The organism is Micromonospora sp. NPDC085948, from assembly GCF_040686315.1.
Taxonomy (GTDB): domain Bacteria; phylum Actinomycetota; class Actinomycetes; order Mycobacteriales; family Micromonosporaceae; genus Micromonospora.
On record NZ_JBFBJW010000004.1, the window covers coordinates 142175 to 154817 of the forward strand.

12 protein-coding genes are annotated in these 12643 nt (G+C 73.3%); 6 read left to right on the forward strand and 6 right to left on the reverse strand.

Features of this window, described 5'->3' with window-relative positions; translation table 11 throughout:
- Positions 1–14: 14 nt before the first annotated feature.
- From AB0O48_RS13145 to AB0O48_RS13155, 3 genes are all read right to left on the reverse strand, one after another.
- Complete coding sequence (locus AB0O48_RS13145; RefSeq protein WP_357242832.1) at positions 15–1121, reverse strand: hypothetical protein; 1107 nt, start codon at positions 1119–1121, stop codon at positions 15–17.
- An 82-nt stretch (positions 1122–1203) separates the two neighbouring features.
- The gene (locus AB0O48_RS13150) at positions 1204–1470 is read right to left on the reverse strand and encodes a DUF6457 domain-containing protein (protein ID WP_357242835.1); all 267 of its coding nucleotides are present in this window, start codon (positions 1468–1470) and stop codon (positions 1204–1206) included.
- Positions 1467–2096, reverse strand: coding sequence for an NTP transferase domain-containing protein (locus AB0O48_RS13155; RefSeq protein WP_357242838.1), 630 nt, complete (start codon positions 2094–2096; stop codon positions 1467–1469). Before AB0O48_RS13155 ends, AB0O48_RS13150 begins: the two co-directional genes overlap by 4 nt.
- Before the next feature lie 100 nt (positions 2097–2196).
- Here AB0O48_RS13155 and fdhD point away from each other — a divergent pair, with 100 nt between their 5' ends.
- On the forward strand, positions 2197–3063 hold the full coding sequence (gene fdhD / locus AB0O48_RS13160) for a formate dehydrogenase accessory sulfurtransferase FdhD (protein WP_357242841.1): 867 nt from the start codon (positions 2197–2199) through the stop codon (positions 3061–3063).
- A gap of 3 nt (positions 3064–3066) precedes the next feature.
- Here fdhD and AB0O48_RS13165 read toward each other — a convergent pair whose 3' ends face one another.
- Together AB0O48_RS13165 and AB0O48_RS13170 are read right to left on the reverse strand one after the other, a co-directional pair.
- On the reverse strand, positions 3067–3774 hold the full coding sequence (locus tag AB0O48_RS13165; RefSeq protein ID WP_357244048.1) for a GAP family protein: 708 nt from the start codon (positions 3772–3774) through the stop codon (positions 3067–3069).
- A 194-nt stretch (positions 3775–3968) separates the two neighbouring features.
- Positions 3969–5015, reverse strand: coding sequence for a DUF4192 domain-containing protein (locus AB0O48_RS13170; RefSeq protein WP_365065380.1), 1047 nt, complete (start codon positions 5013–5015; stop codon positions 3969–3971).
- Positions 5016–5189: 174 nt separating this feature from the next.
- Between AB0O48_RS13170 and AB0O48_RS13175 the strand changes: the two genes are divergently transcribed.
- From AB0O48_RS13175 to AB0O48_RS13195, 5 genes are all read left to right on the forward strand, one after another.
- Positions 5190–6104 (forward strand): fructosamine kinase family protein, encoded by a 915-nt coding sequence (locus tag AB0O48_RS13175; RefSeq protein ID WP_365065383.1) that lies wholly within the window; start codon positions 5190–5192, stop codon positions 6102–6104.
- A complete protein-coding gene (moaA, locus tag AB0O48_RS13180; protein ID WP_365065385.1) occupies positions 6101–7114 on the forward strand; it encodes a GTP 3',8-cyclase MoaA in 1014 nt (337 codons plus the stop codon). The genes AB0O48_RS13175 and moaA overlap by 4 nt, the downstream gene beginning before the upstream one ends.
- 3 nt (positions 7115–7117) lie before the next feature.
- The gene (locus AB0O48_RS13185; protein WP_357571574.1) at positions 7118–7366 is read left to right on the forward strand and encodes a MoaD/ThiS family protein; all 249 of its coding nucleotides are present in this window, start codon (positions 7118–7120) and stop codon (positions 7364–7366) included.
- 10 nt (positions 7367–7376) lie between these two features.
- Positions 7377–8624 (forward strand): metallophosphoesterase, encoded by a 1248-nt coding sequence (locus tag AB0O48_RS13190; protein ID WP_357242857.1) that lies wholly within the window; start codon positions 7377–7379, stop codon positions 8622–8624.
- Positions 8625–8685: 61 nt separating this feature from the next.
- Complete coding sequence (locus AB0O48_RS13195; protein ID WP_365065390.1) at positions 8686–11871, forward strand: UvrD-helicase domain-containing protein; 3186 nt, start codon at positions 8686–8688, stop codon at positions 11869–11871.
- 114 nt (positions 11872–11985) lie between these two features.
- Here the strand turns inward: AB0O48_RS13195 and AB0O48_RS13200 are convergent, their stop codons facing one another.
- A complete protein-coding gene (locus AB0O48_RS13200; protein WP_357571576.1) occupies positions 11986–12639 on the reverse strand; it encodes a prepilin peptidase in 654 nt (217 codons plus the stop codon).
- Positions 12640–12643 lie beyond the last annotated feature (4 nt).

Here is a 12643-nt window from a genome sequence, read left to right on the forward strand (position 1 = left end):
TCTGAAACCAGGCCCTACAGATACATGCCGGTGCGGTGCTCCGACTCGTCGCGCCGAACCGGCTTGTCGCCCTCACCGAAGAACCGCTTGCCGCCGAACTCGCCGTGCAGCCGGTCGTCCAACTCGTCGGCCAGACCGGTCATCACCTGCACCGCCAGCATGAGGTGCGTGGCCTGGAAGTTGCGGCCGAAGACCGGGATGGACGCCCAGACCGTGTCGTCGGCGCAGTAGAGGCGGCCGATCGGCATCCGGTTCGTCAACTCGGAAAGCCGGACGTAGAGCCGCTCGGTCGGCTCCACCTCGGTGAGCACCGGCGAGAACACGTCCACCAGCGGGGGATTGTCGCGCACCCGCACGAAGACCATCGCCGAGCCGGCCCGGATGGTGATGTCGCCGTCCGAGTCGACCTGCAACCGGTCCGTGTCCGACTTCAGCATCGTGGAGACGACGGTCCGGACCCGATCGGCCAGGTCGAGCACGTCTTCCCGCTCGACCTGCGCGGAGGCCGCCTCGGCCAGCGCCTCCTCCAGGTCGGCCTCGACGTCGGCGTCCGGGCCGAACTCGCTGCGCGCCGTGCCCAACGGGTCCACGGCCAGCGGCTCACCCTCGCCGTCCTGCACCAGGTAGACGAGGAACGCCGGGTGCGGGGCGCCGTAGACGTCACGCAGCGTCCGGGAGAGCAGCGCGGCGATCCGGGTCGACTCGCTCGTCCGGTCGTCCAACCCGAAGAAGCCGCCGGAGCCGGCGACCACCCCGGGCGGCGACCAGCCGAGCGCGACCATCTCCGCCACCGCACCGCGGTCCAGCCGGTAGCCCGCCGGCAGCGTGGCGTTTCCGACCGCCCGCGCGGACAACCCGCCGCCGTCGCGTACGTCCACGCTGACCGAGTAGACGGCGTCCCCGGTGCCGGAGGCGGTCGGGTCCAGGGTCACCTCCAGGTGCGCGCCGACGGGAAGCTCCCGCAGCCGGAGGGCGAGCGCACGGGCGAACTCCTGCCAGGCCTCGGTCACCTTCGCCCGCAGGTCGGTCGTGCTGGGTTCGTCGAGCAGGATCGATTCCGCCGGCTCAGTCGTAGCGCCGGGTAGGTCATCGAGCGGCGCCGAGGGGTGGTCAGCCGTCATGATCGCCTCCGTCCGTCACGATCACCCTACCCACGCCGCTTGAGTGCCCCGTCAGCCCGGACCGGGATCGGACAACGGGCGGTCAGGGGGCCGTCGGGTTCGCGGGATCCGCGCCCAGGTCGACCGGCCAGGTGCCGGCCAGGGCGCTGAGCCGGGCTGCGGCGTCCGCCGGGTCGGCACCCCGGCCGACCGCAAGCCCCAGCAGGTACGCGGTGACCGGCGCGCCCGGCCGCAGCACCTGGTGGGCGACGTCGCGAGCCAGGTCCAGCACCGCCGGCACGGGCACCCCGGCGGGGTCCAGCTCCAGCTCGGTGCACGCCGCCGTCACCCAGTCGTCCATCACCGTCATCGCGTCCACTCCTCCGCCCGGCGTACGTCCTCGTCAGTGTCGCAGTCGAACCACGGCGGTGGGCCGTCGCCGGACCAGGGGACCTCCCGCACGACGAGCCCGGCCAGCAGCGCCCGGACCGGGGCTCCGGACAGGCTGCCGCCCCGCTCGGCGGTTAGTCGGTCCAACCCGGCTCGCAGCGCCGCGACCCGCCAGACACCGCAGAGCGACTGCCGCCGCCCGTTCCCGTCGACGAAGCACGCGCCGTCCGGCCGTCCGCTCCCGACCGGGCCGCCGTCGGCCGTCTCCCCGGCGAGGTGGGTCAGCAGGTCGCCGATCGCGGCGCGAGTGAGCAGCGGCAGGTCGGCGGCGAGCAGCGCGACAACCGCGGTGTCCGGATCGAGCAGCGCCAGCCCGGCAGCCGCCGCGGCGACCGGACCCCCGCCCGGCGGGTCCTCCCGGGTGACCCGCACGCCCTCCGGGAAGACGTCGACCGGACCGACGAGCACCCGTGGGCTGGCGTCGCTGACGGCGGCCAGCACCCGGGCACGCATCGGCCGGCCACCGACCGGGAGCGCGGGCTTGTCCACCCCGCCCATCCGTCGGGCGGACCCACCTGCGAGCACCACTGCGGCATACGTGACCACCCCGTCACGGTAGCCGTGTCGACCCCCGTTGGCGCCGCGCCCGGGTGCCGGCTACCCGGTGGCCGTGCGGGCGTGCCGGCGGGAGGTGGAGGATGACGGGATGGGACGGGCAACAGATCGGCGGGGCGTACTTCGGATCGACCTGGACGCGGCGACCGTCGGGCGCGGGTCCATTCGTCGACAGGACACACTCGCGGTGGAGGAACCGCTGGAGATCCGGGTCGGCGCGGCCGGCCCCGGCCGGCGAAAGCCCCTCGCCGTGACCATGCGTACCCCCGGTGACGACCTCGATCTGGCCATCGGGTTCCTGCTGACCGAGGGGTTGATCCGGTCGACCGACGACGTGTTGACCGCGCAGCTCTGTGCTGGCGCGGAGACACCGAACACGTACAACGTGGTGGACGTGACCCTCGCCCCGGGCGTGCCGGAACCGACCGCCGACCCGTCCCGGAACTTCTACACGACAAGTTCCTGCGGCGTCTGCGGCAAGGCCAGCATCGACGCCATCCGCACCCGGTCCCTGTTCCCGGTCGCCGCCGATCCGCTCAGCGTGCCGGCCGCGCTCCTCGCCGAACTGCCCGACCGACTGCGTGCCGCCCAGCGTGGTTTCGACCGGACCGGCGGGCTGCACGCGGCCGGTCTGTTCACCCCCGACGGAGAGCTGGTGGTGCTGCGGGAGGACGTGGGCCGGCACAACGCGGTGGACAAGGTGATCGGCTGGGCGGTGCGCGAACGTCGGCTGCCACTGGCCGGGCACCTGCTGCTGGTCTCCGGCCGGGCCAGCTTCGAGCTGACCCAGAAGGCGTGGATGGCCGGGTTGCCGCTGCTGGCCGCGGTGTCCGCACCGAGCACGCTCGCCGCCGAACTGGCCGACGAGGCGGGGATGACGCTCGTCGGTTTCCTGCGCGGCCGGACCATGAACGTCTACACCGGGCCGCACCGGATCACACTGGAACAGCCGGCCTGACGCTCAGCGACCGATCAGGTCGATCAGCTCCAGCCGCGCGGCGGCGTCGCGGGCGATCAGGAAGCCGGCGATGCCGAGGATCCAGCCCAACGCGCCGCCAGCCTTCGCGACGATCCAGGCGTTCAGGCGGGCCAGCACCGGCTCGACCAGAGCCGGACGGGCCACCCTGGCAGCCAGCAACACCACCGCCGGCAACACCATGACCAGGCAGTATCCGGCGAGCAGCGCCACCACGGCCACCGCGCCGACCCCCGAGGTGGCCAACAGACCCACGGCACCGAGGTACGGAAGCATGGTCGCCACCTCGGCGAGCGCGGCGAGCAACGCGAGCCCGGCCAGCCAGCGGGCCGAGGAGTCGCCGGCGGTGGCCCGGTCCCGCCACCGCAGCACACCACCGCCACGGGGACGCCGTTTGCCGTCGTAGCGAAAGCTGAGCGCCAGCATCGCCACGCCCAGGACGAGTTGCGCCCAGAGCACAGCCCGGTTGTCCAGGGCACCGCCCAGCGCGTCCGCCAACCTGCTGCCGCCCCACACCAGCAGCAGCCCCACCGCGAGGTAGAACGCCGCGATGGTGGCGAGGTAGCCCAGGATCCGCCGGGCGTTGACCGGCCCGGGGGCGAGCAGCAGCCAGATCGGGATGAAGAGGGTGCCGATGCTGGTGCTGTCGATCAACGCCAGCCCGGCCAGCGAGAGCAGCAGTTCGGGGGTCACTCGATCATTGTCGACCGGCGCCCGCCCCGCCGAGTCGGCCGCGATCAGGAGAAACGCGTACATCGTTCGACGGAGGTCATGCGCGCGGACCGTTGATCGACTCGGTTTTGTTGATACCGGGGTGTCCGGGTAGCGGTGATACCCCGACTTTCAGGAAGCCGAGAGGAAAGCGGCGGCGACCGGAGGCTGGCTCGTCAGCGGCGGCCACGTCGCCCCCGCTTGCGCGGACGGACGACCCCTGGCATTCCGACCGACGGCCAGCCGTCCAGCTCGGACGGGGGCACGCCACGCCGGAGCATGTCGTCCAGCAGCACGGCGAGCGTGTAGTCCGGGTGCTGGCTCAGCGTGCGCTCCAGCGCCACCGCCGCCAACGCCCCCTGGCCGGCGCGCCAGGCCGCGAACGCCAGCAGCGTGCCGGGCGCGGCGGCCAGCTTCGGCTCGGCCCGGCGCAGCACGTCGGTCCAGAGGGCGATGTCCCGGTCCCGACCGTCGGTGCGTTCCCAGGCGTGATCGCGGATCGGCAGGTGGACCATCAGCAGGCTCAACCAGGCCACCTCGTCGTCGTCGAGCCGCTCACCGCGGCGCTGCCGACGCTGGGCCTCGCGGACCGCCGCGACCCCGGCGGCGCACGTCGTCCGGCTGCCGAGCAGGTCGCTCGACGGCGCCTGCTCCAGCAGCTCGGCCAGGCGCAGCTCGGCGCGGGCGGTGGCGGCCCGTAGCGCGTCCCGGGCCGGGCCGTCCACCGGTGCCACCTGCGCCACGAGGGCGGCCCGGTCGGGGAGCGCGACCTGGCCGGCGAAGACCGCCGAGGCGGTCACCGGGTTGGCGGACGGGTCGTAACGCCGGCCCTCGGGCGGGCAGCAGTCGGGCTCGGTGCAGAGGTAGGACCACCACCGGCCCTCGGTCACCCGCAGCGCGTCGAGCACCTCCAACCCGGCGGCGGTCAGTGCGGCGCGCACCGCGTCCACGGTCGGCGTCACCCGATCGGGTGGTCCGTAACCGACCACGGTGGCGGCCTCCGCGCCCTGCCGACTGATCACGCCGACCAGGTGCCGGGCCCGCTCGACCAGATCAGCCGACGGGTCGGGGAGGTCCGCGCGAGCGGCGAAGATGATCTGCCGCCCGCGCAACGCCACCGCGACCACGCTGTCGGTGGGATGGAAGCCGAGCAGGTACGGCACTGCGGCGATCAGGTCGGCGGGCGAGCGGACGGCGAGCTGGGGGCGGTCGGTCGAGGTCATGTCGGAAGCCTGCGGCGGCTCTGCCCGGCCTCAACAGCCCCTGTGGATGACACGCGGTTTATCCACAGTTACTGAACGTGTTTATGCTGCTCACCGCTTATCCACGAGTGCCGAAAGAGGCCCGATCTCCTCGGGCGGCACCGTGGCGTCACAGGGAGCGGTTACCGTGCGCTGATGGACCTGGCGTACCTGCGCGCGCACCCGGCACACCTGCCGACCTTCCGGACCCACCAGCGGATCCGGGAGACGCCGGTCGCCGGTGGGCACATCTGCGCCGCCGCCCGCCTCACCCTCGACGACGGCCACTCCGTCTTCGCCAAGTCCTGGCCCGAGGGGGCCGGCCGGCAGGCGCCGGAGGGCTTCTTCGCCGCCGAGGCGGCCGGGCTGCGCTGGCTGCGGGAGGCCGGGGCGATCGGCGTACCCGAGGTGATCGTGGCATTGCCGGGCCTGCTCGCGCTCGACTGGGTGGAGCCCGGCGAGCCGACGCCGGAGGCCGCGGACCGCTTCGGCCGGGAGTTGGCCGACCTGCACCGGGCGGGCGCAACCACCTTCGGTGCGGCCTGGCCGGGTTTCATCGGGTCGCTCCCCCAGGACAACACCCCCACCGACGGGCCGTGGTCGACGTGGTTCGCCGAGCGACGCCTCGTCCCCTACCTGCGACGCTCGGTCGACGGTGGCGCGCTGACCAACGCCGACGCCACCCTGGTCGAGCAGGTGATCGATCGGCTCGACGGGCTCGGCGGCGACGAGCCACCGGCGCGCGTCCACGGCGACCTGTGGCCGGGCAACGTGCTCTGGGGCGCCGCCGACCGGGCCTGGCTGATCGACCCGGCGGCGCACGGCGGGCATCGGGAGACGGATCTGGCCCAGCTCGCTCTCTTCGGCGGCATCCCCTACCTGGACCGGATGCTGGCCGCCTATCAAGAGAGTTGGCCGCTGCCGGACGGGTGGCGCGAGCGGGTGCCGCTGCATCAACTGCATCTGCTGCTCGTGCACACCGCGCTCTTCGGCGGCGGCTACCGAGACGCGGTCCTTCAGGCCGCCCGCGCCGTCCCCGTTCGGGTCGAACGCGCTACGGTCGACAGGTGAGCGCCGCCCCGGGGACCGATGGCGTCCTCGTCGACCGGTACGGCCGCGTCGCCCGTGACCTGCGCGTGTCCCTCACCGACAAGTGCAACCTGCGCTGCACCTACTGCATGCCTGCGGAAGGGCTGCCCTGGCTGGCCGGCCCGGATCTGCTGACCGACGAGGAGATCGTCCGGCTGGTCCGGGTGGCCGTCGAGCGGCTCGGTGTGACCGAGGTGCGGTTCACCGGCGGCGAGCCGCTGATCCGGCCCGGCCTGGTCGGCATCGTGGCCGCGGTGGCCGCCTTGCGCCCCCGCCCCCGGGTCTCGCTGACCACCAACGGCATCGGGCTCGACCGGCTGGCCCCGGCGCTGGGCACGGCCGGCCTGGATCGGGTGAACGTCTCACTGGACACCCTGGACCCGGACCGGTTCACCCGCCTCACCCGCCGTCCCCGCCTCGACGCGGTGCTGGCCGGGCTCGCCGGGGCGGCCGCCGCCGGGCTCAAACCCGTGAAGATCAATTCTGTGCTGATGCGCGGTGTCAACGAGGACGAGGCGCCCGCCCTGCTCCGCTTCGCCGTCGATCACGACTACCAGTTGCGGATCATCGAGCAGATGCCGTTGGACGCTCAGCACGGCTGGGACCGCGACACCATGGTCACCGCCGAGGAGATCCTGGCCTCTCTGCGTACCGTCTTCGATCTCAGCCCCGACCCGACCGAGCGCGGCGCGGCACCGGCCGAGACCTGGCTCGTCGACGGGGGTCCCGCCCGGGTTGGCGTGATCGCCAGCGTCACCCGACCCTTCTGCGGCGACTGCGACCGCACCCGGCTGACGGCGGACGGCCAGGTCCGCGCCTGCCTCTTCGCCACCGAGGAGTCCGACCTGCGCGCGGCGCTGCGCACCGGCGCGGACGACGACGAGTTGGCCCGACGCTGGCGCGTCGCGATGCGGGGCAAGCGCGCCGGGCACGGCATCGACGACCCGACCTTCCTTCAACCGACCCGGCCGATGTCCGCGATCGGGGGCTGAGGCGTGACCCCACTGACCGTCCGCTACTTCGCGGGTGCCCGTGCCGCTGTCGGGCACGCCGAGGAGGTCCTGCCCGCCGGCCGGTCGCTCGACGACCTCACCGCCGAGCTGGTGCGGCGACACGGCGATCGCCTCGCCGCCGTGCTGCGAGCGGCGAGTTTCCTGGTCGATGGCGTCACCTGTCATGATCGTGAAGCACCCCTGCCGGCCGGGGCCACGATCGACGTTCTGCCCCCGTTCGCGGGCGGCTGAGGAGGCGCACATGTTGGCGGTTCTGGGATTCGTGGGCGTCCTGGCGCTGACCACCGGGCTCATCCACCTCTACCTGTGGAAGCGGCTCGTTCGGGACACCACCAACCCGGGCCGTTGGCGGCGGGTCGGTGGGATCGCCGCCCTGGTGCTGGCGCTGCTCGTGCCGGCCACCCTCATCGGGACGCAGGCCGGGCTCTACTGGCTCGCCTGGCCGGGCTACCTCTGGCTCGCCCTGATGTTCTACCTGCTCGTGGTACTCGCCGTCCTCGAAGTGCCGATGTTCGTCACCCGTCTCGTGCTGCGCCGCCGGCTCGCCACCGCCGAGCCGACCACCGCCGCGCCCGAGCCGGTGCTCGTCGGCGCCGCCGGGCCGCCCGAGCCGCCTGCGGCCGACGCCGTCACGGCCCCGGACCACGACCCGGCCCGCCGGCTGCTGCTGGCCCGTGGGGCGGCCATCTTCGCCGGCCTCACCGCAACGGGCATCACCGGGTACGGCGTGCGAACCGCCCTCGGCCCGCCCCGCCTCGACCGGGTGCAGATCCCCCTCGCCAAGCTCCCCCGCAGCATGGACGGCCTGCGCATCGCTACCGTCTCCGACATCCACCTCGGTCCACTGCGCGGCCGGGCACACACCGAGCGGATCGTCGCCGCGATCAACCGGCTCGACGCCGACCTGGTCGCGGTGGTCGGCGACCTGGTCGACGGCTCGGTCGCCGAACTCGGCCCGGCCGCCGCGCCGCTGCGTGACCTGCGCTCCCGGTACGGCAGCTTCTTCGTCACCGGCAACCACGAGTACTACTCCGGCGTGGAGGAGTGGGTCCAGGAGGTCGACCGGCTCGGCCTGCGGGTGCTGCAGAACCAGCGGCAGGAGATCCGGGCCCGGGGCGGCGTGCTCGACCTGGCCGGCGTGAACGACCTGGACGCCACCGGGGGCAGCGGCCTCGCCGCCGGGCCCGACTTCGCCGCCGCTCTCGGCGACCGCGACCCGAGCCGTCCGGTGGTGCTGCTCGCCCACCAGCCGCTGGCAGCGGTCGAGGCCGCCCGGTACGACGTCGACCTGCAACTGTCCGGTCACACCCACGGTGGGCAGGTGGTGCCGTTCAACCTGGTCGTCCGGCTGGCGCAGCCGGTGGTCAGTGGCCTCGGCGAGGTCGACGGCACCAAGGTCTACGTGACGAACGGCGCCGGCTTCTGGGGGCCGCCGGTCCGGGTCGGGGCGGAGCCGCAGATCAGTCTCGTGGAGTTGCGCTCGGCATAGCGGACGTCACGTCCGCGCGTGGCGGCCGGCGACCGGCGCGGCGGGCGTGACAGGATGCGGCGTGCCCCCGTTCAGTGCCGTACCCTCCGGTGGCCTCTCGCCATTCGTCGCGGACCTGCACATCCACTCGAAATACTCGCGCGCGTGCAGCCGCGACCTCACGCTGCCGAACCTCGGGTGGTGGGCGCGTCGTAAGGGCATCGGTCTGCTCGGCACCGGCGACTTCACCCACCCCGCCTGGTACGACCACCTGCGGGAGACCCTGCGCCCGGCGGAGCCGGGGCTGTACCGGCTCGACGCCGAGGCGGAGCGGGACATCGCCCGGCGGCTGCCGCCCCGTCTCGCCGGCGCGGCGGAGGCGGACCCGGTCCGGTTCATGCTCAGCGTGGAGATCTCCACGATCTACAAGCGGGACGACCGGACCCGCAAGGTGCACCACCTGATCTACCTGCCGGATCTGGACGCGGTGGCCCGGTTCAACACCGCCCTCGGCCGGATCGGCAACCTCGGCTCGGACGGCCGGCCGATCCTCGGTCTGGACTCCCGCGACCTGCTGGAGATCACCCTGGAGGCCAGCCCGGACGGCTTCCTGGTGCCGGCGCACATCTGGACGCCGTGGTTCTCCGCGCTGGGCTCGAAGTCCGGCTTCGACGCGATCGCGGACTGTTATGCCGATCTGGCCGACCACATCTTCGCCGTGGAGACCGGCCTCTCCTCCGACCCGGCGATGAACTGGCGGGTCGGCAGCCTGGACGGCTACCAACTGGTGTCCAACTCGGACGCGCACTCGCCACCGGCACTGGGCCGGGAGGCGACAGTGCTGACCGCCGAGCGGGACTATTTCGCCGTCCGGGAGGCGCTGCGGACCGGTGACGGCCTGGCCGGCACCATCGAGTTCTTCCCGGAGGAGGGCAAGTACCACGCGGACGGGCACCGGCTGTGTGGGGTCAACTGGTCCCCGGAGCGCACCCGGGCCGCCGACGGGCGCTGCCCCGAGTGCGGCAAGCCGCTCACGGTGGGCGTCCTCAGCCGGATCGAGGAGCTGGCCGACCGGCCGACGGGGCACCGGCCGGCACACGCCCGGGACGTCACGCACCTGGTTCCGCTGGCCGAGATCCTCGGTGAGATCAACAAGGTGGGCGCACGCTCGAAGAAGGTCGAGGGGCGACTCAACGAGTTGCTCGCCGCGCTCGGGCCGGAGCTGGAGATCCTGACCACGACGCCGCTCGCCGACATCGCGCGGGCCGGTGGTGAGCTGCTCGCCGAGGGCATCGGGCGGCTGCGACGAGGCGACGTGCGCCGGGTGCCGGGCTACGACGGCGAGTACGGGGTGATCACGCTCTTCGACCCGGCGGAGCTGGGCGGCGAGGGCCCGGCACAGGAGACGCTGTTCGACGTACCGGTGCCGGCGCAGCGCCGACCCCCGGAGCCGGCGGCCCGGTCGACGGCCAAGCGCCCGGCGGCGAAGGCGGAGCCGAAGCGTAAGCCCGTCCCGGCGCCCGCACCGCCGATCGCGTCGCCGCCGTCCCCCCACGAGCCGTTCGAGCCGATGCTCTCCGGCATGGAGGAGGTCGGCACCGGCCTGCTGGACCGGCTGGACGCGATGCAGCGGGTGGCTGCCTCCGCGCCGGGAGGGCCGCTGCTGATCGTGGCCGGGCCGGGCACCGGCAAGACCAGGACGCTCACGCACCGGATCGCGTACCTCTGCGCGGAACTGAACGTCTTTCCCGAGCACTGCCTCGCGATCACGTTCACCCGCCGGGCCGCCGAGGAGCTGCGGCACCGCCTCGACGGCCTGCTCGGTCCGGTCGCCGAGGACGTCACCGTGGGCACGTTCCACGCGCTGGGGATGGCCATCCTGCGGGAGAACGCGGACGCGGCGGGTCTGCCGGCCGACTTCCGCATCGCCGACGACGCCGAGCGGGCAGCGGCTCGCGCCGCGGCGGGCAACGACAGCGCCAGCTACACGGCACTGTTGCGCAAGCAGGACCTGGTCGACCTGGACGAGCTGGTGAGCCTGCCGGTGGAGGTGCTGCGAGCCGACCGGAAGCTGGTCGAACGCTACCGGGACCGCTGGCGGTGGATCTTCGTCGACGAGTACCAGGACGTGGACGAGACGCAGTACGAGCTGCTGCGGCTACTCAGCCCGGCGGACGGCAACCTCTGCGCGATCGGTGACCCGGACCAGGCGATCTACTCGTTCCGGGGTGCCGACGTCGGCTACTTCCTGCGTTTCTCCGAGGACTTCACCGACGCCCGGTTGGTGCGGCTCAACCGCAACTACCGCTCGTCCGCGCCAATCCTGGCCGCCGCCGTGCAGGCCATCGCGCCGTCCTCGCTGGTTCGGGGCCGGCGACTGGACCCGGCCCGACTCGACCCGGAGGCCCCACTGGTGGGGCGTTTTCCGGCGTCGTCGATCGTCGAGGAAGCCGACTTCGTGGTGCGGACGGTCGACGACCTGGTCGGCGGGCTGTCCCACCGGTCGCTGGACTCGGGCCGGATCGACGGCCGGTCCACCTCGCTGTCCTTCTCCGACATCGCCGTGCTGTACCGCACCGACGCGCAGGCCGCGCCGATCGTCGACGCCCTGACCCGGGCCAACATCCCGGTGCAGAAGCGGTCCCACGACCGGCTGCGGGACCGGCCCGGGGTGGCGGCCATCGCCCGTGAGCTGCGGCACGCCGACGGGTTGGCCGGCTCACTGGCCGCTCGGGTGCGGTTGGCGGGCCAGGTGGTCGCCGAGCGGTTCGCGGTGCCCACCCTGGATGGCACCGGTACGGTCCGCCCGGAGGACGTCCGCTCGGCAGTGGATCTGCTGACCCCACTGGCCCGGCGCTGCGGCGACGACCTGGAGGCGTTCCTGTCGCAGTTGGCCACCGGAGCGGAGGTGGATGCGCTCGACCCGCGCGCGGAGGCGGTCACGCTACTCACCCTGCACGCCGCGAAGGGCCTGGAGTTCCCGGTGGTCTTCCTGGTCGGCGTCGAGGACGGGCTGCTGCCGCTGCGCTGGCCGGGCTCGACGCCCGACGAGGACGCGGTCGCCGAGGAGCGCCGGCTCTTCTTCGTCGGCCTGACCCGGGCCCAGGACCGGCTGTACGTCAGTCACGCCGCCCGTCGCACCCGCCACGGCGCCGAACGCGACAGCGCCCCCTCACCCTTCCTCGGCAGCATCGACCCCGGCCTGTTCGAACGTTTCGGCGAAGCCGAGCCCCGCCGCCCCAAGGACCGCCAACTCCGCCTGATCTGACCCTCAGTCCCGCACACCCCACACCCCGTCGATCTTGCACTTTCGGTCGCCGTTGTGCGTGGGATGCACCTTTTGTCGCGGCAGAAACTGCAAGATCGACAAAGCCGGGGGCGGTCAGGCTTGCAGCACAGCTAGCCAGGCGCCCACCAGCAGGGCCGGGCCGAGCGGCAGGAGGGTGTGCCGACGGACCCGCCGCGCGGCAAGGAGACCGAGCACCAGAGCGCCGTGCAGCACGTGCGGCAGGAGCAGCCCGGTGAGCAGGGCATCCCGACCCAACCAGCCGAGCGGCAGGCCGAGGACGGCGGCGAGTTTCACGTCTCCGAAGCCCAGTCGTGAGCCGGGCAGCAGGGCCAGCAGCACGTACGCCGCGCCCGCGACCGCCGCACCTCCCAGCGCGCCGAGCAGCCGGCCAGGAGTGCCGGACAGCAGCGCCGCCGCGGTCAGCCCGCCGAGGGCCAGCAACCCGGCGACCAGGACCAGCGGGTCGGGCAACCGCAGGCAGGCCAGGTCTACCCGCGCCAGCACCAGACCGACCGCCGCGACCCCGAGGAAGACCAGCAGCGCCGGGTCGTCACCCACAGCGACGGCAAGGCCGACGAAGGCGCTGGCCGCCACCATCGGATCGACCCAGGACCGTCGGACCGGGTGCGGTCCTGGAAACGCCCACGGCCGGGCGTCCGCCGTGGCGAAGCGCCGCGACACCAGCGGTACGACGAGGCCGACCAGCGCGCCGAGCAGCGCGATCGACACCAGCGCGGCGGCCGACATGGGC